The 21,653-nt window shown below is 64.5% G+C and carries 21 protein-coding genes and 1 pseudogene; 6 read left to right on the top strand and 16 right to left on the bottom strand.

From position 1 onward, the window contains the following. Positions 1 to 91 precede the first annotated feature (91 nt). The 5 genes from ACWPWO_RS09270 to ACWPWO_RS09250 all read left to right on the top strand — a co-directional run bounded on the left by ACWPWO_RS09270 (position 92) and on the right by ACWPWO_RS09250 (position 4,307). Positions 92 to 583 carry a curli production assembly/transport protein CsgE gene (locus ACWPWO_RS09270; protein ID WP_454006197.1) on the top strand — a complete coding sequence of 164 codons (492 nt, stop codon included), beginning with the start codon at positions 92 to 94 and terminating at the stop codon, positions 581 to 583. Positions 584 to 598: 15 nt separating this feature from the next. Continuing rightward, the gene (locus tag ACWPWO_RS09265) at positions 599 to 1,033 is read left to right on the top strand and encodes a curli assembly protein CsgF (RefSeq protein WP_454006195.1); all 435 of its coding nucleotides are present in this window, start codon (positions 599 to 601) and stop codon (positions 1,031 to 1,033) included. Beyond that, positions 1,030 to 1,989, top strand: a complete 960-nt coding sequence (locus ACWPWO_RS09260; RefSeq protein WP_454006194.1) for a CsgG/HfaB family protein — start codon at positions 1,030 to 1,032, stop codon at positions 1,987 to 1,989. Before ACWPWO_RS09265 ends, ACWPWO_RS09260 begins: the two co-directional genes overlap by 4 nt. Positions 1,990 to 2,077: 88 nt before the next feature. Beyond that, complete coding sequence (locus ACWPWO_RS09255; RefSeq protein ID WP_454006192.1) at positions 2,078 to 3,187, top strand: curlin-associated protein; 1,110 nt, start codon at positions 2,078 to 2,080, stop codon at positions 3,185 to 3,187. Between the two features lie 379 nt (positions 3,188 to 3,566). Next, a complete protein-coding gene (locus tag ACWPWO_RS09250; protein ID WP_454006190.1) occupies positions 3,567 to 4,307 on the top strand; it encodes a response regulator transcription factor in 741 nt (246 codons plus the stop codon). A gap of 111 nt (positions 4,308 to 4,418) precedes the next feature. Here the strand turns inward: ACWPWO_RS09250 and sufT are convergent, their stop codons facing one another. The 9 genes and pseudogenes from sufT to kynU form a co-directional block, all read right to left on the bottom strand. After that, positions 4,419 to 4,979 carry a putative Fe-S cluster assembly protein SufT gene (sufT, locus tag ACWPWO_RS09245; RefSeq protein WP_454006188.1) on the bottom strand — a complete coding sequence of 187 codons (561 nt, stop codon included), beginning with the start codon at positions 4,977 to 4,979 and terminating at the stop codon, positions 4,419 to 4,421. Positions 4,980 to 4,990: 11 nt separating this feature from the next. Continuing rightward, positions 4,991 to 5,443, bottom strand: a complete 453-nt coding sequence (gene sufU, locus ACWPWO_RS09240; RefSeq protein ID WP_454006186.1) for a Fe-S cluster assembly sulfur transfer protein SufU — start codon at positions 5,441 to 5,443, stop codon at positions 4,991 to 4,993. Beyond that, positions 5,443 to 6,690, bottom strand: coding sequence for a cysteine desulfurase (locus tag ACWPWO_RS09235; RefSeq protein ID WP_454006185.1), 1,248 nt, complete (start codon positions 6,688 to 6,690; stop codon positions 5,443 to 5,445). Before ACWPWO_RS09235 ends, sufU begins: the two co-directional genes overlap by 1 nt. Continuing rightward, on the bottom strand, positions 6,687 to 7,994 hold the full coding sequence (gene sufD / locus ACWPWO_RS09230; protein WP_454006183.1) for a Fe-S cluster assembly protein SufD: 1,308 nt from the start codon (positions 7,992 to 7,994) through the stop codon (positions 6,687 to 6,689). Before sufD ends, ACWPWO_RS09235 begins: the two co-directional genes overlap by 4 nt. Beyond that, on the bottom strand, positions 7,991 to 8,770 hold the full coding sequence (sufC, locus tag ACWPWO_RS09225) for a Fe-S cluster assembly ATPase SufC (protein ID WP_394065688.1): 780 nt from the start codon (positions 8,768 to 8,770) through the stop codon (positions 7,991 to 7,993). Before sufC ends, sufD begins: the two co-directional genes overlap by 4 nt. Positions 8,771 to 8,783: 13 nt before the next feature. Then, positions 8,784 to 10,232, bottom strand: a complete 1,449-nt coding sequence (gene sufB / locus ACWPWO_RS09220) for a Fe-S cluster assembly protein SufB (protein ID WP_394065687.1) — start codon at positions 10,230 to 10,232, stop codon at positions 8,784 to 8,786. Continuing rightward, positions 10,229 to 10,723, bottom strand: a complete 495-nt coding sequence (locus ACWPWO_RS09215; RefSeq protein ID WP_394065686.1) for an SUF system Fe-S cluster assembly regulator — start codon at positions 10,721 to 10,723, stop codon at positions 10,229 to 10,231. The genes sufB and ACWPWO_RS09215 overlap by 4 nt, the downstream gene beginning before the upstream one ends. Positions 10,724 to 10,790: 67 nt before the next feature. Next, positions 10,791 to 12,567, bottom strand: a pseudogene (locus ACWPWO_RS09210) (ABCB family ABC transporter ATP-binding protein/permease). Between the two features lie 50 nt (positions 12,568 to 12,617). Next, complete coding sequence (gene kynU / locus ACWPWO_RS09205; protein ID WP_454006181.1) at positions 12,618 to 13,862, bottom strand: kynureninase; 1,245 nt, start codon at positions 13,860 to 13,862, stop codon at positions 12,618 to 12,620. 163 nt (positions 13,863 to 14,025) lie between these two features. Between kynU and ACWPWO_RS09200 the strand changes: the two genes are divergently transcribed. Beyond that, positions 14,026 to 15,732: an anti-sigma factor domain-containing protein gene (locus tag ACWPWO_RS09200; protein ID WP_454006179.1), complete on the top strand. Its 1,707-nt coding sequence runs from the start codon at positions 14,026 to 14,028 to the stop codon at positions 15,730 to 15,732. Here the strand turns inward: ACWPWO_RS09200 and ACWPWO_RS09195 are convergent. From ACWPWO_RS09195 to rpmI, 7 genes are all read right to left on the bottom strand, one after another. Further along, positions 15,710 to 16,519: a ferritin-like domain-containing protein gene (locus tag ACWPWO_RS09195; protein ID WP_454006177.1), complete on the bottom strand. Its 810-nt coding sequence runs from the start codon at positions 16,517 to 16,519 to the stop codon at positions 15,710 to 15,712. The genes ACWPWO_RS09200 and ACWPWO_RS09195 overlap by 23 nt on opposite strands. Before the next feature lie 70 nt (positions 16,520 to 16,589). Continuing rightward, on the bottom strand, positions 16,590 to 16,994 hold the full coding sequence (locus tag ACWPWO_RS09190; RefSeq protein WP_394065682.1) for a MerR family transcriptional regulator: 405 nt from the start codon (positions 16,992 to 16,994) through the stop codon (positions 16,590 to 16,592). 77 nt (positions 16,995 to 17,071) lie between these two features. Further along, positions 17,072 to 17,395, bottom strand: coding sequence for an integration host factor subunit alpha (locus ACWPWO_RS09185; RefSeq protein ID WP_454006175.1), 324 nt, complete (start codon positions 17,393 to 17,395; stop codon positions 17,072 to 17,074). Between the two features lie 9 nt (positions 17,396 to 17,404). Next, complete coding sequence (gene pheT, locus ACWPWO_RS09180) at positions 17,405 to 19,810, bottom strand: phenylalanine--tRNA ligase subunit beta (RefSeq protein WP_454006173.1); 2,406 nt, start codon at positions 19,808 to 19,810, stop codon at positions 17,405 to 17,407. Between the two features lie 78 nt (positions 19,811 to 19,888). After that, a complete protein-coding gene (gene pheS, locus ACWPWO_RS09175) occupies positions 19,889 to 20,911 on the bottom strand; it encodes a phenylalanine--tRNA ligase subunit alpha (protein WP_454006171.1) in 1,023 nt (340 codons plus the stop codon). A gap of 69 nt (positions 20,912 to 20,980) precedes the next feature. Then, positions 20,981 to 21,340 carry a 50S ribosomal protein L20 gene (rplT, locus tag ACWPWO_RS09170; protein WP_394065678.1) on the bottom strand — a complete coding sequence of 120 codons (360 nt, stop codon included), beginning with the start codon at positions 21,338 to 21,340 and terminating at the stop codon, positions 20,981 to 20,983. Positions 21,341 to 21,356: 16 nt separating this feature from the next. Then, positions 21,357 to 21,554 (bottom strand): 50S ribosomal protein L35, encoded by a 198-nt coding sequence (rpmI, locus tag ACWPWO_RS09165; protein ID WP_394065677.1) that lies wholly within the window; start codon positions 21,552 to 21,554, stop codon positions 21,357 to 21,359. Positions 21,555 to 21,653 lie beyond the last annotated feature (99 nt).

Raw genomic sequence — 21,653 nt, 5'->3', positions numbered from 1 at the left:
TGCAGCTCATGTAATCGGAGGCCGCCCTCTCTACCATAGTCGGTAACGCCAATGTATCAAGCCGTAAGGCTGGGGAACGAAAGGTGCAGCAATGACAAGAACCTACCAACGAAGGGGAGCCATGCTGCTGGCGCTGCTGCTGTCCGCACTAGGCAGCGCAGCCGCCCAGCCGGGCAGGGACACCGGCAAGGCGCGGCCGGCCAACTTCATGGATGCCATCCGGCAGGCCGAAGTCATACGCAAGAGCCTGTTCGACGATCCGCTCTCGGGCATTGTCGTCAACCGGACCGTCACCGTGCAGGGACAGGAATTCTACCGCTACTTCAGCAATCGCTGGCGCGAACTGAGCGGAGCGAGCTCCTTCCCCCTCACGGTGTTCGCGCGTCCCTCTGCTCGCTGGGGCAGCGAAATCTGGGTGGAATACCGCCGCCAGCGCATGTATCACGCTTTCCTGGCTCCTGCGCGCTCGGGCACGAAGAAAGCCAGCGAGCGCGCCGTGGACCTGGTTCTGGAGAACGTCAATAAAAGCGAAATCGAACGCGTACTCACCCACAACCCGGATCTGGCTCCGGACGAACTTTAACAAGAGAGACATACCGTGAAGACCTTACTGCCCCTTGCACCCGCCCTGCTGGCCTGCGCCCTGCTCGCGCCCGCCCAGGCGACCGAACTGGTTTACACACCCGTCAATCCGAGCTTTGGCGGCAGCCCGCTCAACGGGCAATGGCTGCTGAATTCCGCCCAGATCACCAACAAGCATACCGACCCGGACGCCCAGGACCTGGGCTCGGCCTTCGAGCAGCGCACCCCTTTCCAGGACTTCAACGACCAGCTGGAGCGCTCGGTGCTCAGCCGCCTGGCCTCGGCCGCCTCCTCGCAATTCGTGGACAGCAACGGCAAGTTCGTGCCCGGCACCTTCGAGACCGGCAGCTTCACCGTCAGCGTCGTGGACGTGGGCGGCGGCGCCTTGACCATCACCACCACGGACCGGATCACCGGCGCTTCCACGACTTTCAGGGTGATGCAGCCATGAAAACCTCATGCACTGTCGTGAACGCGCGCCCCGCCCGCCTTCTGGCCATGTTGGCGCTGAGCTCGGCCCTGGGCGCCTGCGCCCTGCCTTCCACGCCCGCGGACGTGAACAGCTCCGCCCACCTGACGCCGGCCTCGCCCGCCACCCATGACTTGCTGGAGCTGCCCGCCCCCTCCCAGCGCCTGACCGTGGCCGTCTACGGTTTCCGCGACCAGACCGGACAGTACAAACCCAATCCGGACAGCTCCTTTTCCACTTCGGTGACGCAAGGCGCGGCCGCGCTGCTGGTCAAGGCCTTGCGCGACTCGCGCTGGTTCACGCCGGTCGAACGCGAAAGCCTGCAGGAGCTGCTGACCGAGCGGCGCATCGTGCGCGCACTGGACGGTTCGCAGGAAAACGGCAGCCGGCCGGCGATCCACATTCCGCCCCTGGCGCCGGCTGAAATCATGATGGACGGCGGCATCATCTCCTACGAAAGCAATGTGCGCACCGGCGGAGCGGGCGCGCGCTTTCTGGGCGTGGGCCTGTCCACCCAGTACCGCGTGGATCAAGTCACCGTGAACCTGCGGGCCATCGATGTGCGCACCGGCAACATCCTGCAAAGCGTATCCACCACCAAGACCATTTTCTCCTATGAAGTGCGGCCGAGCGTCTACAAGTTCGTGAACTTCAAGGACCTGCTGGAGATCGAGGCCGGCGTCACCAACAACGAGCCCGCCCAGCTCTCGGTCAAGGAAGCCATCGAGTCGGCCGTGGTGCACCTGATCGTGCAGGGCTTGAAGGAAGGCCAATGGCGCCTGCGGAACGAAGCCGACTGGAACAACGGCATCGTGCAGAACTACCTGAGGCAGAACGAGGTCTACCGCAGCCTGCGCCGGCAGGCCGGCCCGGTCGAGGACATGCCGGTCCAGACGCCGGCGAACAGCGCCCAGGCCGTCCCGGTCGAAGGCGCCTGACGGAGAGCAGACAGCGCGGCGGCTATGCGAAGACCGGCCGCCGCTCTTTTCCCCCCGAAGGTCTTCGATGTGTAACGAGGAGAAGTACATGAACAGCAAACTGTCCACATTGGCGATCGCTCTGGGCGCGGCCCTGGCCTTGCCCGCCGTGGCCCTGGCCGACAACGCCACGGTGACCCAGACCGGCAGCCACAACAAGGGCGTGGTCCTGCAAGACGGCAACACCAGCGCCAGCGCCACCATAGACGTAAAAGGAGACCGCAACGACGACTACATCGACCAGCAGGACAATGGCTCGGTCCGCGCCACGGTGAAGGTCATCAACGGCAACGACAACAAGGCGGTGGTGGAACAAAGCCGCAGCAGCGGCAACTCCACGGTGAACATCACCCAGTCGCGCAACCGCAACGACGCCTTTGCCAGCCAGGTGCGCGCCACCGGTTCACAGGTGAACATCACGCAGTTGCGCTCCGACAATGACGCGGTGGTCGAGCAGGAACGCAGCAAGTCCGACCAGGCCACCGTCAACCAGAGCGGGACCAGCGGCGACGCCTTCATCCGCCAATACGACACCCAGAACGCCCTGGCCGTCATCAATGACAGCGGCAGCCGCAACGACTCCGTGATCCGCCAGCTCTCCAGCAGCAACGTCAACGCCTACATCACTCAATCCGGCTACAAAGGCGACGCCTACATCAAGCAATACGAGAGCACCGGCTCGACGGCCCGCATCACCGACAGCGGCAAGTACGACAAAGGCGTGATCGACCAGTGGAACGTCAGCAACTCGAACGCCGCCATCATCCAGGGCGGCGGCCACAAGAATGACGCCGCCATCAGCCAGACGGGCGGCTGGCATGCCAGCTCCGATCTTCTGACCGCCAGCATCACCCAGAACGGGTCGCACAACAAGGCCGTGGCCGAGCAGACGGGCCGCAGCAATGACAGCAACATCATCCAGAGCGGTCTGGGCAACGATGCGTACAACTCGCAATCAGGTGCGGGCAACGATTCCTACATCAGCCAGGGCGGCGCCTACAACAAGGCGGTCGTGACGCAGGCCGGCTACAATCTGGATTCCGCCGTGACGCAGAATGGCTGGGGCAATCGCGCCCAGGTGATCCAGACCGGCTGGAACCACAACAGCACCGTGACGCAGACGGGTAACTACAACAACGCTTACGTCCGCCAGAACTGAAGGCAGGCAATGTAGTTGCCTACATTTCGGCACCTCGAAGGGAAATGAGGTGCCGATCTTTCTGCTCATAAATGACGAAACATATTCCAATCGATCACAGACGTAACTATTTGATTGATTGGCACTTAATAAAACACCGGCTTTGTTTCAACAGGCCAATTTATAACAATTGCAAAGTTCTGTTTAACAAAAAAATATAATTCGTCAGCCCTGAAATTCAGGGTCCGCCGGATAATTGCTACACCAACGACTGTTTGCAAAAATGAAAAGCATGACAACAAGACACGCTGCCTGGGAAACAAATTTCATGAATTAATGCGACCAAGCGCTGCAGCGTCAAACCCGCAGTCGCCATCTGTATGCAGCAAGGGAGAGAATAATGACTACGATCATCGTCGTGGAGCCCCATACCCTGTTCAGACTGGGCATAGTCCGCCTGCTGGCCGACACCTTGCCCGGCGCCGAATTGCTGGGCATGGACTACACATTTCTGGATACGCCGGCTTTGGAGCGGCCTTGCGAACTGCTGCTGCTGTCCATACCGTCCGCCGATGCCTGCCAAACACTGCTGGATCACGCGCACCGCAACCTGCAGCCTAATGCCGTACTCCTGATGGCGGAATCCCACTGCGCCCTGCCCGCCGTCCACGACACATCTGCGGGCGTCGCGGGCCATCTGCTCAAGAACGCCACTCCTGAACTGATGATGGCGTCGGTCAATCTGGTGCTGGCCGGCGGAACCTGCTTTCCCTCGCCCAGCACGGCGGCGCACACCCTCGACGCAGGCCCCCGCGACACGCTCGCGCCCGTCAATCATCATGCCGCGCCGCTGGTCAAGCCGTACGAACCCATACGCTGGCCGCCCGAGGAAAAAGACCAGGGCCGGCTGCACGCGGAGGAAGCCAGGCTGCTGGGGCTGACGCCGCGTCAATATGAAGTGCTGGTGCTGCTGGCCCGCGGCATGACCATAAAGGGCGTGGCCCGCCAGTTGAACATTTCCTCGGCCACGGCCAAGGCGCACGCCGAAACCCTGTACATGCGCATGAACGTGCACAACCGCAACGAAGCGGTCTATCGCGCGGTCTCCATGGGCGCTCGTCTGGGAATGCCCTCCGCATGAACGCCATATGGCCGCCGACAGGGAATCTGCCAGGGCTCGCGCTCTGCAACAGACGCGCACCCGGCCCTTACGTGATCAAAAAAAGGCCTGCTGAACAGCAGGCCTTTGTTTTTACAGCATGCCCAGTTGCAGGCGCGCCGATTCGCTCATGCGCTCCCGACTCCATGGCGGATCCCAGACCAGGTCCACGACGGCTTCTTCCACGCCCTGGATGGTCTGCAGCTTGTAGCGGGCCTCGTCGGCGATCATGGTGCCCATGCCGCAGCCCGGCGCCGTCAGCGTCATCTGCATGGTGATGGAGAAAGCGTCCGGCCCGGTCTGAGTGACCTTGCAGTCGTACACCAGCCCCAGGTTGACGATGTCCACGGGAATCTCCGGGTCGTAGACGCTGGAGAGCACGATCCAGGCCGCGTCCTCCACGGTTTTTTCGGTCAGCGGCAGTTCCGGGACGAAGGTCTCCGGCTTGTCCTGGGCGTCATAGCCCAGGGCGTCGGCATCCACGCCCTCGATGCGGTACAGATTGCCCTCCACCATGACGGTGTAGCTGCCGCCCAGCTTCTGGGTGATGGTGGCCGTGCAGCCCTTTTCGATGGTGACCGGGGCGCCATAGGGGATGCTGACCGCCGGGCAATCCCGGCTGACCAGCACGTCGTGTCGTTCAAAATAGCTCATGCCTTGCGCCTTTATTCGGTTTGCGCGGTTTCCTTGGCCTGATGGATGGCGTTGTGCAGGGTATGCCAGGCCAGGGTGGCACATTTGACGCGCGCCGGAAACTCGCGCACTCCCGACAACACTTCGAGTTTGCCCAGATCTCGGTCGGGATGAGCCTCGGTCAGCATGGCGTGCATGTCCTGGAACAGAGACTCGAATTCGGCCAGGGTCAGGCCCTTAACGGCTTCGGTCATCAGCGAGGCCGACGCCTTGGAGATCGCGCAGCCGTGGCCGATGAAGCTGACCCGCTGCACGATGCCGTCCTCCACCACCGCATACACGGCCAACTGGTCCCCGCACAGCGGATTGTGCCCATTGGCGCGATGGGTGGCGTTATCGATCACTTCAAAATTGCGGGGGCTGCGATTGTGATCAAAGATGACCTCCTGGTAGAGGTCGCGCAGCCCGTTGAAATCCTGGCTCATCAGCCAACTCCAAATAATTTTTGCGCCTTGCGCAGGCTGCCCGCCAATGCGTCGATGTCGGCATAGTCGTTGTACAGGGCAAACGACGCCCGAGCGGTGCCCGGAATGCCGAAACGCGTCATCAGGGGCATGGCGCAATGGTGGCCGGCGCGGATCGCCACGCCGTCCATGTCCAGAATGGTGCCCAGGTCGTGCGGGTGTATGCCCTCGACCAGGAAGGAGACGATGCCCGCCTTGTGCTCGGCCGTGCCCACGATGCGCACGCCGGGCAGGGACTGGAGGGCGTCGGTCGCGTAGTACAGCAGCAGGGCCTCGTGTTCGGCGATGCGCTCCATGCCGATGGCCGTCAGGTAATCGATGGCCGCCGCCATCGCGACGGCGCCGGCGATGTTGGGCGTGCCGGCCTCGAAACGCTGCGGCACCGGAGCGTACTGGCTGCCCTCGAAGCTGACGGTCATGATCATGTCCCCGCCGCCCATCCACGGCGACATGCCTTCGAGGATGGCGTGGCGCACGTACAGCGCGCCCATGCCGGTGGGACCGTACAGCTTGTGGGCGGAGAAGGCGTAGAAATCGCAGTCGATCGCCTGCACGTCCACCACGCCGTGGGGCACGGACTGGGCGCCGTCCACCAGCACCTTGGCGCCGAACTGATGCGCCAGGCGCGTCATTTCGGCAACCGGATTGATGGTGCCCAGCGCATTGGACACATGGCCCACGCCGACCAGACGAGTCTTCTCGTTGAGCAGCCGGCGATAGGCGTCCTGGTCCAGTTCACCGTTGTCCAGCACCGGCACCACGCGGATCACCGCGCCGGTGCGCTGGGCGACCAGCTGCCAGGGCACGATGTTGGAGTGGTGCTCCAGCCCGGTCAGCAGGATCTCGTCGCCGGCCTTCAGGTTGTCCATGCCCCAGCTATGGGCCACCAGGTTGATGGACTCCGTGGTGCCGCGCGTGAAGACGATCTCTTCGTCGCGCGCGGCGTTCAGGAATGCCCGCACCGTGCTTCTGGCCTGGTCGTACAGGTCCGTGGCGTGCTGGGACAGCCAGTGCACGCCGCGATGAATGTTCGCATTGGACTGTTCGTAGAATCGCGCTTCGGCTTCGATCACGGCGCGCGGCTTTTGCGTGGTGGCGCCGTTGTCCAGGTAGGACAGGCGCTGGCCGCGCACGGGCCGGGCCAGGATGGGAAAGTCGTCGCGATGATTCAACAGGACAGGTTCGGTCACGGGCAATGGGGCATTCATGCAAGCTCTCCAAGGGCAAGTCCGCCGGGCAGCAAGGCGCTGATGCCCGCCGTGGCGCGGCGGCGCAGGCCGTCCGAGGCGATGCGGTCCAGCGACTGGGCGGCAAAAGCGTAAATCAGCATGTTGCGGGCGTCTTCCTGAGTCATGCCGCGCGAGCGCAGGTAGAACAGGCTGTCCGCATCGAGCTGGCCGACGGTCGCGCCGTGCGCGCACTTGACGTCATCGGCGTAGATCTCGAGTTCAGGGCGGGAATCGGCGCGCGCCAGCTTGGACAGCAGCAGGCTGTCCGAACGCTGCACGGCGTCCGTGCCGTCCGCGCCCTTGCCCACCAGCACCCGGCCGCAGAACACGCCGCGGGCGGTGTCGGCCAGGATGCCGCGGTAGTACTCGCGGCTCTGGCAGTTGGGCTGCGCGTGGTTGATCACGGTGTTGTGATCCACATGGCGACGCCCATCCACGAAATAAAGGCCATTGAACAAGGTTTCGCAGCGCTCGCCGTTGAACACCGTGGAGATGTCGTTGCGGGCCAGGCGGGCGCCGAAGGACAGCGAATGCGAATTGAACACCGAGCCCTGAGCCTGCTGCACGTCGATGTTGGCCAGGTGGAAGTCCTGAGGGGCTTCCTGCTGCAGCTTCAAGTGCGTCAGGTTGGCGTCGCGGGCGACGTTCAGGCGGCTGACGGCGCTGCTGAGCGAGGCTTCGTCGGCCTGCCGGCCCACATAGTGCTCCACCACCGTGGCGCTGGCGCCCGATTCGAGGGCCACCAGGTTGCGAGTGAAACTGGCGCTGCCGCCCTGAGTGCTGACGAACACCAGATGCACGGGCTGCTCCAGCTGCGTGCCGGCGGCCAGGCTGAGCACCGCCCCGTCATGGGCCAGCGCCAGGTTCAGCGCGGCCGTGGACTCGCCCAGGGACTCATCGCCGTACAGGCTCTGGACCCAGTCGCCGTCCTGCTCGATGCATTGGGCAAGCGAGCCCAGGCGCGCGCCGGCGGGCAGCACGCCTATGCTCGACAGGGAGGCGTCGTAGCGGCCGTCGACGAACACCAGGAAATAACCGTCTTCCTGCTGACGCACCGCCTTGACCAGTTCGGCCGCAAGGCCTTGCGTACGCGGCGCAAAGCGCTGCTGCTCCAGCAAGGCCAGCGAGGTGTGGTGCCAGGCCTCGATGCGCGTGGTCGGCCAGCCTTCCTGCGCGAAACGGTCCAGGGCCCGCTGGCGCAAGGCGCTCAGCCAGGGCAGCGCGGCGCCGGGCCGCTGGGCGGCCTGGGCAGCGAAATCATTCACCCAATCCGGCAGGCTCATACGGCAGCTCCTTTGGCGGCCTCGTCGGCCGCGGCCTGTTCCAGCACCCAGCCGTAGCCGCGCTCTTCCAGCTCCAGGGCCAGCTCGCGGCCGCCCGAGCGGATGATGCGCCCGCCCGCCAGCACGTGCACGAAATCAGGCACGATATAGTCCAGCAGGCGCTGGTAGTGAGTAATGACCAGCAGCGAGCGCTCGGGCGAGCGCAGGCGGTTCACGCCGTCGGCCACCACGCGCAGCGCGTCGATGTCCAGGCCCGAATCGGTCTCGTCCAGAATGGCCAGCTTGGGTTCCAGCAGGCTCATCTGCAGCACTTCGTTGCGTTTTTTCTCGCCGCCCGAAAAACCTTCGTTCACGGAGCGGTAGAGGAATTCCTCGCGCATGCCCACAACCTTCATTTCCTCCTTGACGCGCTTGAGGAAATCCATGGCGTCCAGTTCGGGCAGGCCCTGGTGGCGGCGCACGGCGTTGACCGAGGAGCGCAGGAAGTAGGCGTTGGACACGCCGGGGATCTCGATGGGGTACTGGAAGGCCAGGAACAGGCCCGAACGGGCGCGTTCCTCGATCTTCATCTCCAGCAGGTCCTGGCCCAGCCACTGGACCGAGCCGCCCTCGATGGTGTAGTCCTCGCGGCCGGCCAGCACCTGCGACAGCGTGCTCTTGCCCGAGCCGTTCGGGCCCATGATGGCGTGGACTTCGCCGGGGTTGATCTGCAGGTTCAGGCCCTTCAGGATGGGCTTGTCTTCGACCGAGGCGCGCAAATCTTTAATCGTCAGCATTTCATTGTTCTCCTTAACCTACACTGCCTTCCAAGCTGACGCCGAGCAGATTCTGTGCTTCGACTGCAAACTCCATGGGCAATTCTTTGATCACTTCTTTACAAAAACCGTTCACGATCATGGACACGGCGTCTTCGGCGCTCAGGCCGCGCTGCATGGCGTAGAACAGCTGGTCCTCGCCGATGCGCGAGGCCGTGGCCTCGTGCTCCACGCTGGCCGTGGGATTCTGCACCTCCACCGTGGGAAAGGTGTGGGCCGCGCACTTCTTGCCGATCAGCAGCGAGTCGCACTGGGTGTAGTTGCGGGCGTTCTCCGCCTTGGGCGTGATGCGCACCAGGCCGCGGTAGGAATTGATGCCGTGGCCGGCCGAGATGCCCTTGGAAATGATGGTGCTGCTGGTGTTGCGGCCCATGTGGATCATCTTGGTGCCGGTGTCGGCCTGCTGGCGATGGTTGCTCAGGGCGACCGAGTAGAACTCGCCCTGGGAATCGTCGCCGCGCAGCACCACGCTGGGGTACTTCCAGGTGATGGCCGAGCCGGTCTCCACCTGGGTCCAGGAAATGTGCGAGCGGGCGCCGCGGCATTCGCCGCGCTTGGTCACGAAGTTGTAGATGCCGCCCTTGCCGTCCTTGTCGCCGGGGTACCAGTTCTGCACGGTCGAGTACTTGATCTTGGCGTCATCCAATGCGACCAGCTCCACGACCGCTGCATGCAGCTGGTTCTCATCTCGCATTGGCGCCGTACAGCCTTCCAGATAGCTGACCGAGGCGCCTTCCTCGGCGATGATCAGGGTGCGCTCGAACTGGCCGGTGTCGCGGGCGTTGATGCGGAAATAGGTGGACAGCTCCATGGGGCAGCGCACGCCCTTGGGGATGAACACGAAGGAGCCGTCGGAGAAGACGGCCGAATTCAGCGCGGCGTAGAAGTTGTCGCTGGGCGGCACCACCGTGCCCAGGTACTTCTGGACCAGCTCGGGATGCTCGCGCACGGCCTCCGAGAAGGAACAGAAGATGACGCCCACTTCTTCCAGCTGCTTGCGGAACGTGGTGGCCACCGAGACGGAGTCGAACACCGCGTCCACCGCCACGCCGGCCAGGCGGGCGCGCTCGTGCAGCGGCACGCCCAGCTTTTCGTAGGTGCGCAGCAGTTCGGGGTCGACCTCGTCCAGGCTCTTGGGGCCGTCGGCCTTGCTCTTGGGCGCGGAGTAGTAGCTGATGTCCTGGAAGTCGATGGGCGGATACTCCACGATGGACCAGGTCGGCTCCTTCATGGTCAGCCACTGCCGATAGGCGGCCAGGCGCCATTCGAGCATGAATTCCGGTTCGCGCTTTTTGGCGGACAGGAAGCGGATGACGTCTTCGCTCAGGCCTTTCGGGATGGTTTCGGACTCGATCTCTGTGACGAAGCCCGCCTCGTACTCGCGGTCGAGGAAGGTGTCCAGGTGTTCGTTGACGGTACTCATTCGGTTAACTCCACGTTGGAGGTGCTCGCCTTGTTTCTGGTTTTCAATTCGGGGCCCGGTTTGTGCGTGAGAGGAAATTCATTGGCCGGCGGCCGTATCATGTCCGCAACACTGACTTCTTCCAGCGTGCGCCGGACAATATCGTTGATCCGCTGCCAATTGCTGCGGATATGGCAGTCGGATTCCACTGAGCAGGCGCCGGGACTGGCCACGCATTCGGTCAGGCCGAAAGGCTGTTCTTCCAGTGCATCGATGATCTGCGCTACACTAATCTGTTTGGCGGGGCGGCCCAGCACATACCCCCCGCGCGCGCCTCGGCTGCTGATGACCAGCTCGTGCTGGCCCAGCAGTTTCAGCACCTTGCTGACGGTAGGCTGGCCCAGGCCCAGGATGGCGGCCAAATCAGATGCGCTGAACACACGGTCCGGTTCCCCGGCCATGTGCGTCAGCACCAAAGTGCCGTAATCGATGATCTTGCTGATTCGCAGCATTCGTTCTCTCTGAACTGGTCATGTAGGCATATAGTACCGCTTTGGTACTATATGGTCAAATTATCCCCTAGAGACTTTGCTGGATATGCCACATGCGCGCATAGGCGCCCTGGCGCTCCAGCAGTTCGGCGTGCGTGCCCTGCTCCACGATCCTGCCGCGCTCCAGTACCAGGATCCGGTCCGCGTCCGTGATGGTCGAGAGCCGGTGCGCGATGATCAGCGTGGTGCGCTCGCGCGCAATCTCGCTCAGCTGGGACTGGATGGCGCGCTCGGTGCGGGTGTCCAGGGCGCTGGTGGCCTCGTCGAAGATCAGGATGGGCGGATTCTTGAGCAGCGTGCGGGCGATGGCCACGCGCTGCTTCTCGCCGCCCGACAGCTTCAGCCCGCGCTCGCCCACCACGGTGTCGTAGCCGTCCGGCAAGCCCTGGATGAAGTCGTGGATGCTGGCGGCGCGCGCGGCCGCCACGATGTCGTCGCGGCTGGCCTGCGGACGGCCGTAGGCGATATTGTGCAAAATGGTGTCGTTGAACAGCACGGTGTCCTGCGGCACGATGCCGATGTGGCGGCGCAGGCTCTCCTGGCTCCACTGGCGTATGTCCTGTCTCGTTGACCAGGATGCGTCCGCCCGTGACGTCATAGAAGCGGAACAGCAGTCGCGACAGGGTGGACTTGCCCGCGCCCGAGGAGCCCACCACCGCCACGGTCTTGCCCGCGGGGATCTCGAAGCTCAGGTGCTCGATCACGACGCGCCGCGCGTCATAGGCAAAGCTCACGTCCTCGAAGCGCACGCTGGCCTGCGCGCAATCCAGCTCGCGGGCCTGGGGCGCGTCGCGCACTTCCTGCTCGCGGCGCAGCAAGGCGAACATGCGCTCCATGTCGGCCAGCGAGTTCTTGATCTCCCGGTACACGAAGCCCAGGAAATTCAGCGGCGCGTACAACTGCGTCAGAAAGGCGGACACCAGCACCACATCGCCCACCGTCATGCGTCCGGCCAGCACGCCCTGCGCGGACATGAACAGCAAGGCGGTCACGCCCGCGCTGATGATGGCTGCCTGGCCCATGTTGAGCATGTTCAGCGACACCTGGTTGCGCACGGCGGCGTCCACCCACTGCCCCATGTTCTGGTCGTAGCGGGCCATCTCGTACTGCTCGTTGCCGAAATACTTGACGGTTTCATAGTTCAGCAAGGCGTCGATGGCGCGCGAATTGGCCCGGCTGTCCAGCTCGTTCATGGCGCGCCGGTAGCGCATGCGCCACTCGGTCACCAGCAGCGTGAACACGATGTAGCAGGCGATCGTGCCCAATGTCACCAGCGCGAAGCTCCACTCATAGCGCCACAGCAGGATGCCGCAGACCAGCGCGATCTCCAGCAGCGTGGGCAGGATATTGAAGACCAGGAAATTGAGCAGAAAGCTGATGCCCTTGGTGCCGCGCTCGATGTCGCGGGACAGGCCGCCGGTCTGGCGTTCCGTGTGAAAGCGCAGCGACAGGCCCAGCAGATGCCGGAACACATGATTGGCGATCAGGCGCACCGAACCTTGCGTAACGCGGGCGAACAGGGCGTCGCGCACCTCCCCCAGGGCGCTGGAGGCCAGACGCACCACCACGTAGCCCAGCAGCGCCGCCACCGGCAGCACCAGAACCGTGGCCGGCAGGCTCAGCGCGTCGATCACCTGCTTCAGGTAGATGGGCATCAGGACGGTGGCCACCTTGGCCAGCACCAGGCAGGCCAGCGCCAGCATGACGCGCTTCTTGAAGCGCCACACATACGGAAAGAGGGATTTCAGGGTGCCGAAGTTACCGGAGACACCATCGAGGGAAGGAGGACGAGGAGGCACAAGCAGAGAGCCGGCGCCGGGCGGAACGGGTCCGCCGGCGGCCGGACTGGTCAGAATCAGGTTACAGCGGCTCGCTGGGGATCGAGGTCGAAATCGCGCCGGGTCAGCAGTTCGCGCAAAATGCGCACCGCCTGCCAGACATCCTCGAAACGGGTATACAAGGGCGTGAAGCCGAAGCGAAGTATATCCGGTTCCCGGTAATCGCCGATGACGCCGCGCTGAATCAGGGCCTGCATCAGCCCATAACCGTGCGGATGCGCATAGCAGACCTGGCTGCCGCGCAAGGCATGCTCGCACGGGCTGACCAGGGCCAGTTCCACGCCGCATTCCTGCTCCACCAGCGCCATGAACAGGTCCGTCAGGGCCAGGGACTTGCGCCGCACCGCGGCCATGCCGGCCCGCTCGAACATGTCCACGCCGATCTCCACCAACGCCAGCGAAACCATGGGCTGCGTGCCGCACAAAGCCGCGCGTATGCCCTCATGCGCCTCGAAGCCCGGCTCCATCGCAAAGGGGCGCGCATGCGCCCACCAACCGCTGAGCGGGCTGCGGAAGGCGTCCTGGTGCCGCTTGGGTACCCACAGGAAAGCCGGCGCGCCCGGACCGGCATTGAAGTACTTGTAGGTGCAGCCGACGGCGAAGTCGGCCCGGCAGCCGTTCAAGTCTACCTCCAGGGCGCCGGCCGAATGCGCCAGGTCCCAGATGGCCAGCGCGCCGGCCTCGTGGGCGCGGCGGGTCAGGTCCTGCATGTCCAGCAGGCGGCCCGTGCGGTAGTTCACGTGCGTGAGCATCATGACGGCCACCTCGGGCGTCAGCGCGCCGGCGATCTGGTCCGGATCGTCGATCAGGCGCACTTCATAACCCTGGTCCAGCCAGCGGGCCAGCCCCTGGGCGATGTAGATGTCCGTGGGGAAGTTGCTGCGCTCGGTCAGGATGACGCGGCGCTCGGGATGGGGGGCCTGCATGTGCAGCGCCGCGGCCAGCACCTTGAACAAGTTGACGGAGGTGGAATCCGTGACCGCCACTTCGCCGGGGGCCGCGCCCACCAGCGGCGCGATCCGGTCGCCCAGCCTGAGCGGCATGTCGAACCAGCCGGCCGTGTTCCAGCTGCGCACCTGGCCTTGTCCCCACTCCTGCCCCACCACCTGGGCGGCGCGCTGCGCCGCCGCCCGGGGCTGGGCGCCCAGTGAATTGCCGACCAGATAGATCTGGCCCTCATTCAACTGGAACTCGTCCCGGAAGGCCGCCAATTCGTCCTGGCGGTCCAGCTCCCGGCAATACTCTAGATCGATCACGCTCATTCTCCTGGATGGATATCCTGCCCGCCCTGTTTCTGCACTTTGTTACCCTCGGGCTTCAAGCGAAAAGCATACAATACGATCTTGTCCGAAAGGAGGCTTTTCCCCCTCCCTGAGAACTTGAATGCGCCAGGCCGCGCCTGCCGCCATGGCGGGCGTCCGGCCCATGGTCACCCTTACAGTGCAGAATCCATCCATGCCGTCTCCCACGTTTTCCTATTCTTCTTCACTGGCCCAGCTTGCCGCGCAGGACGCCCTGGCGCTGGACCTGCTCTACGACCAGGAGGCCCCGCCCATGCTGGCCCTGGGGCAGACTGTGCTGGGCCGGCGCATCGACGCCGAAGAAGTCCTGCGCGACACCTTCGTGCTGCTCTGGAAGAATGCCGCCGGCTACGACCCCGACCTGGGCGAAGCCCGGGCCTGGATCTACAGCATCCTGCGCTTTCGCCTGATCGCGCGCCTGCGCCAGCGCAGCAGCCGGCAGGACGCCGCCACCACCTTGCCGGCCATCCAGCCGCGCGCCGGGCAGGTCTTCATTCCGGCCCTGGGAGGACTGGACGGCACCACCCAGCGCGCCATGATCTCGGCCTACCTGCACGGCAGCAGCTACGAACAGATGGGGCCGCGTCTGAACCGCTCGCCGGCGCAATTGCGCGCCCTGGTGCAGCAGGGCCTGCAACAGCTCAGCCCGCTGCTGGGCACGGAGCGCGGCGTCGATCCGCGCCATGCCCTGCTGATCGGCGAATACACGCTGGGTCTGCTCAGCCAGCATGAACTGGCCCAGGCGCACGCCCTGATGCAGCAGCACGACGATGCCGCCCGCCTCGCCCTGGCCTGGGAGAAAGCCTGGCTGGAACTGGTCGACTGCCTGACGCCGGTCCTGCCCGCACCCACCAGCCTGGCGCATGTGCACCAGACCCTGGGGCTGCCTCCGCCAGCCGCTCGTCGCCAGGCCGGCGCGGCGCCCGCGCCGGCTGCCGCCCAGCCCGCCAAGACAAGCTCCATTCCGGCAGCGCGCCGCCAGGAACCAGCTCTCAAGAGCGAACCGTCCGGGAAGGACGCCTCTGAAGGCGCCGCCGCGCCGGCCGCCAAGGAACGGGCCGAGCCGCGCTTGAGCGCCACGCCGGTGCCGCGCCCCGAAGATCCGGACGCCCACGCGCCGCCTTTTCCGACCTTGCTGCGGGCCGATCCCGAGCCCGGCGCCAGCTCTGCGCTGCCCTTGCGGCAGGCACAGGACGCATCCGTGGCCGACAAGAAAGACAAGCCCAGAAAGGACAAGGCAATCAAGGATGCCGCTTCCCCGTCCTCTTTTGCCGAACCCGCGTCCCAGCCTCCCGTACGCGAAGAAGCTCGCAAGCGCCCGGGCATTTCCCGCAGCATGGTGGTGGCGGCGGCAGCGGTGCTGGCGGCGATCGGCCTGGGCCTGACCCTGCTGCTCACCCGCAATACCGAGCCCCCCGTCACCATGATAGAAATGAAGCCGCGCCAGGCCGCCATCCTGCAGGCGCCGGGCCAGTCTTCCACGCCGGCCTGGATCGTCACTGTCGATCCCCAGGGCAACGTCCTGCTGGTGCCCAAGGTCAGAACCGAGGTCAAGGCGGGCCAGGCCGTGCAGTTATCGACCCACTCGCCGCGCGCCGCCCAGATCCGCTCCCTGGGCCTGATCGATCCCAACCGGCCCATCACCGTGCCGGCCAACCTGATCGGCACGCTGGAAGACGACCAGATCCTGGAAATGACGCTGGAGGCCGATGGCGGTTCGGACAGCGGCAGCCCCGAAGGCCCTGTGCTGTACATCGGCAGCATCGTCAGTTTCGGACAGCTCGACTCCCTGCCCGCCCAGAACGACGCTACGCAGGCCGCCCGCTCCTGATCTCTTCATCCAGGCGTTCCAGCTCGTCGATCTCCGCTTCGGTAAAGCCCGCCTCCAGCCTGGCGGGCCGATTGAAGGGACCGCGCAGGCGCGGCGCCCGATAGCGCCCCGCCAGGCTTGCATAGGTCTCGAAATCCGACAGCCCCTGCTCCTGGCAGACCCGCCTGTACCAGTAGTTGCCCAGAGCGACGTGGCCGACCTCGTCGCGCAGGATGAGGTCGATGATGGCGGCAGCCTCATCGTCGCCCGCCTCGGCCAGTTTCCCGCGCACGATGGGGCAGGCGTCCAGCCCGCGCGCCTCCAGGGTCCGGGGCACCAGCGCCAGGCGCGCCAGCAGGTCCGAACGCGTGCGCTCGGCCATTTCCCACAGGCCGTCATGAACCGGAAGATCGCCATAGCTCACGCCCAACGCAGCCAGGCGGGCGCTGAGCAGCTCGAAGTGCAGCGCCTGCTCCACCGCCACATGCAGCCGGCCGGCGTAGAAGGCCTCCGGCAGGCCGGGGTAGCGCCAGAGCACGTCCAGCGCCAGATTGATGGCATTGAATTCGATATGCGCCAGCGAATGCAGCAAAGCCGCGCGGCCCTCGCGCGATTTCACGGAACGCTTGGGCACCTGCTGCGGCGGCACGAAACGCAAGCCCGAGGGCCGGCCGGGGATTCCCGGCGGCTCGACCAGGTCCAGATCGGCCCCTACCGGCAAGCCGTGGCCAATGGCGCGCACGGCCGCCACCTTGGCGACGGGATCCTCGATCAACAGCGCCCGCAGCGCCTGACTACGCAAGTTCATGACGGTCTTCCTGGCATGAAAAAGGCCGGCTCAGCGGCCGGCCTGTCTGCACCCGCATTGGCGGGAGGTCTTACTGAGCGGCGCTCGGCGCGGTCATTTCCAGAGCCTTGTCCAGCATGGACTGAATCTGGCCCAGGTCCGCGCGCAGCGCCTGCATTTCCTGTCCTGTCAGGCGCACGGCGGCGTCCTGGTCGAACGGGACGTCCGGGCCGTCGCCCAGACGATTGCGCGCCCCGCTGATGGTAAAGCCTTCGTCATACAGCAGGCCGCGGATCCGGCGGATCAGCAGCACTTCGTGATGCTGATAGTAACGCCGGTTGCCGCGGCGCTTGACCGGCTTGAGCTGGGTGAATTCCTGCTCCCAGTAACGCAGGACGTGCGGTTTGACCAGGCAAAGCTCGCTGACTTCGCCGATGGTGAAGTAGCGCTTGGCGGGAATCGGAGGTAGGGCTGCCGTCTTTTCGTTCGTGCTCATGGCCACTGATGCTCATCAACAAGAGGAGTGATTTTACACGTTTGGTCAGGCAAAACTGTACGCAAACGTACCAGGGCTCAGTCCTGCTCGTCCTCGGGGGACACCGGGGCGCCCTCCACCGCGCTCTTGAGCTTCTGGCTGGCGTGGAAAGTAACCACCCGGCGCGCCGAGATGGGGATGACCTCGCCCGTCTTGGGGTTGCGCCCGGGACGCGGCGGCTTGTCCCGCACCTGGAAATTGCCGAAGCCCGACAGTTTGACTTCCACGCCGTCGGCCAGGGAATCCCGGATCTCGGCAAAGAAAGTATCCACAATATCCTTGGCTTCGCGTTTGTTCAAGCCGACGCGCTCGAACAGCAGCTCGGCCAGATCCGCCTTGGTCAGGGTGCGATCTACGTTCATCGTGTCTCCTTATGCTCGCGCCCGCGCACCATGCGCGGACACCAGTGCCTCCAGCAGCGCCTGCATGCACTGCTCTACCCGTGCGTCGTCCAGCGTGGCTGCACTGTCCTGCAGCCAGAAGCGGATGGCCAGGCTCTTTTCGGCCGAATCGCTCTTGTCGCGCCAGACATCGAACAACTGGATGTCCTTGACGATGGCCGCCTGCGGCGCGGTCTGGCGCACGGCGTTCAAGGTATCGAGCACGGCCTGATAGGCCACCTCGTTGTTCACCCAGACGGCCAGGTCGCGCTGCACCACGGGCTGCTTGGAGACTTCCGACGCCTGCACGACAGCGTCGCGGGAAATGGCGTCCACGTCCACCTCGAACACCACCGGGGCCTTGCTCAGGCCGAATACGCTCAGCCATTGGGGATGGACCTCGCCGATCCAGCCTATGGGCCGGTCGTCCAGCAGGATGCGGGCGCTGCGGCCGGGGTGCAGCGCCGGATGGGCCTGCGCCTCGAAACGGGCGTCGGCGGCGCGTCGGCCCAGCAGCGTCTCCAGATCGCGCTTGACATCGAAAAAGTCCACGTCGCGATCGGCCTGGCCCCATTGTTCGGCCACGGCCGGCCCCCAGGCCGCCGCGGCGATGCGATTGGGCTGATGGATGCCGGCCACGGCCAGAGGACCGTTTTCCTGGGCCGGGTCGCGCATGAACACGCGGCCCAGCTCGAAGACGCGCACGCGCGGCTGGCGGCGGTTGGCGTTGTGTTCGATATTGGCCAGCAGGCCGGGAATCAGGCTGGAGCGCATGACCGCCAGTTGGCTGGCGATGGGGTTGAGCAGGCGGATGGGATCGGCCTGGCCGTTGATGTCTCTTTCCCAGGATTCCTCCACGAAGGAGAAATTGATGACTTCCTGGTAGTCCTGCGCCGCCAGCACGGCGCGCAAGGCGTGCGGGCCGCGCAGCGATTCAGGCTGCACGCGCATCTGCGCCGCCGCCACGGGCGGCAGGTCCGGGATGTTCTCGAAGCCGTAGATGCGCGCCACTTCCTCGATCAGGTCTTCTTCGATGTTCAGGTCGAAGCGAAAGCTCGGCGGCGTCACGGTAAACACGCCGTCGGACACGGTGAACTCCAGGCCCAGCCGATTGAAGATGCTTTCCACCTGAGCCTGCTCCAGGGCGATGCCCAGCACGCGGCGGCAGCGCTCCAGGCGCAGGGCGACGGGTTCGCGCTTGGGCAAGGCGATGATCTGATCGTCCAGCGGGCCGGCCTGGCCGCCGCAGATTTCCAGGATCAGCGCGGTAGTGCGTTCCAGATGCTGTGGAATGGTGTCGAAGTCCACGCCGCGCTCGAAGCGATGGCTGGCGTCCGACGAGAACTTGTAGCGGCGGGCGCGGCCCATGATGGCCTCGGGCCACCAGAAGGCGGCCTCCAGGTAGACGTCCGTGGTATCCAGGGTGACCGAGCTTCGTTCCCCGCCCATGATGCCGGCCATGCTCTGGGGCACATCGTTCACGGCGATCACGCCCACGTCCGTGTCCAGCTCCACGTTCAGGCCGCTGAGCAGCTCCAGCTGCTCGCCCTTGCGGGCCCAGCGCACGTCCATCCCGGACTGCACGTGCTGCAGGTCGAACACGTGCGTGGGACGGCCCAGCTCCAGCATGACGTAGTTGGAGATATCTACCAGCGCGGAGATCGACCGCTGGCCGCTGCGCTCCAGCCGGGTCTTCATCCAGTCCGGCGTCTTGGCGCGGGCGTTCACGCCGCGAATGACCCGGCCGCCGAAGCGACCGCACAGGTCGGCGTCATGCACGGTGACGCGCACGCGATCCTGGATGGTGACGGGTGCGGCGGCGAATTCAGGCAGGGTCAGCGCCTCGCCGGTCAGGGCGGACACTTCGCGCGCCACGCCCAGCACGGACAGGCAGTCCGCACGATTGGGCGTGAGCTTCAGTTCGATGATTTGATCGTCCAGGTCCAGCAGTTCGCGCAGGGACTGCCCCACGGGCGCATCGGGGTCCAGCACCAGCAGGCCGTCGTGGTCCTGGGACAGGCCCAGTTCGCGCGCCGAGCACAGCATCCCGCTGGACTGCACGCCGCGCATCTTGACCGGGCCGATCTTCATGCCGCCCGGCAACTGTGCGCCGACGCGGGCGACCGGCACCTTGATGCCCTGCGCCGCATTGGGAGCGCCGCACACGATCTGCAGCAACTGGCCCGAGCCGTCGTCAACCTGGCACACGCGCAGGCGATCGGCGTCCGGATGCTTTTCAATGGCGGTGATCAGCCCGACGACCACCTGGTCGAATGCGGGCGCGGCCGCCTGGATATCTTCGACTTCCAGGCCGGCCATGGTGAGTTGGTGGCCCAGTTCTTCGGTGCCCAGCTTGGGATTCACAAAGCGGCGCAACCACGATTCGGAAAATAACATGATGCTGAAGATGGAAACGTAAAACGGCGAGTACCGGAACCGCCCGGACGCAATGAGCCGAGCGGTGCGAAGGAAGAATCAGCGATTGAACTGCTTCAGAAAGCGCAGGTCGCCCTCAAAGAACTGGCGCAGATCATTGACACCATAGCGCAACATGGTCAGGCGCTCCAGCCCCGAGCCGAAGGCGAAGCCGATGTAGCGTTCGGGATCAAGGCCGAAGTTGCGCACGACCTGGGGATGCACCTGCCCGGAGCCGGAGATCTCCAGCCAGCGGCCCTTGTTGGGACCGGAGGTGAACATCATGTCGATCTCGGCCGAAGGCTCGGTGAAAGGGAAGAAGGAGGGACGGAAGCGCACGACCAGGTCGTCGCTTTCGAAGAAGGCGCGCAGGAAGTTCGTGTAGACGCCTTTCAGATCGGCAAAGGAGATGTCTTCGGCGATCCACAGGCCTTCAACCTGGTGGAACATGGGCGAGTGCGTGGCATCGCTGTCCACGCGATAGGTGCGGCCCGGCGCGATGACCTTGATGGGCGCCTGGTTCATGCGGGCGTAACGCACCTGCATGGGGCTGGTATGAGTGCGCAGCAGGTAAGGCAGGCCCTGGCCGTCCTGCATGTCGACGTAGAACGTATCCTGCATGGACCGGGCCGGATGATTCTCCGGGTTGTTCAGGGCCGTGAAGTTGGTCCAGTCGTCCTCGATCTCGGGGCCGTCGGCCACGTCGAAACCGATGGAACGGAAAATGGCTTCCACACGCTGCCAGGTCTGGATGACGGGGTGAATGCCGCCGGCGCCGCGACCGCGGCCGGGCAGCGTCACGTCGATCTTCTCCTGGGCCCGGCGCTGGTTCAGTTCCGCGGCGGCCAGCGCGGCGCGACGATCATTGAGCAGGGTTTCGATTTCGCGCTTGAGCACGTTGATGCCGGCGCCGGCGGCTTTCTTCTGCTCCGGGTCCATCTGCGCCAGGCCCTTCATCAGCGTGGTGATGGCGCCCTGCTTGCCCAGGAATCGGGCTTTGGCATTTTCCAGCGAAGCGGCGTCCTGGGCCTGCTCGAACAAAGCCCGTGCCTGGGCGATTAGATCATCGTGGGAGGAAGTCATGGCGTGTTACTTTCCAAAAACAAACGGAGCCCCAAGGCCCCGTTTGCGAACTATACAGTCGGATACCGCTTAAGCAGCCAGAGCGTTCTTAGCCTGTGCAACAACGGCGGCAAAGCCGGCCTTGTCGTTAACCGCCAGATCGGCCAGAACCTTGCGGTCCAGGGCGATGGAAGCCTTGTTCAGGCCAGCGATGAACTGGCTGTAGCTGATGCCCAGTTCACGGCAAGCAGCGTTGATACGGGTGATCCACAGCGAGCGGAACACGCGTTTCTTGTTGCGGCGGTCACGGTAGGCGTACTGGCCTGCCTTCATGACTGCCTGCTTGGCTACCCGGAACACGTTGCCGCGGCGACCGCGGAAACCTTTGGCTTGGGCAATGACTTTTTTGTGGCGGGCGCGAGCGTTTACACCGCGTTTTACTCGAGACATGTTGAGTTCTCCCTAATCAAGCGAAAGGCATCATGGCCTTGACGGAAGCGACGTCGGATTTGTGAACCTCGACGGCGCCGCGCAGTTGGCGTTTGTTCTTGGTCGTCTTCTTGGTCAGAATGTGACGCTTGAACGCTTGGCCCCGCTTGATGGAACCGCTACCACGAACCACAAAGCGCTTGGAGGCGCTTTTCTTGGTTTTCATTTTAGGCATGAAATTACTCGATTAATTTATGTCTGTGGGTGGCCGCCCAACAACCAGGCTGCACTTGTAAGACCCAAAAACAGGCACTTGTTTTTTTTCTTCCCCTGG

Source organism: Alcaligenes sp. Marseille-Q7550, from assembly GCF_965112015.1.
The sequence above is the reverse complement of the archived record's forward strand: the minus strand, read 5'-3'. Positions and strand labels throughout refer to the sequence as shown.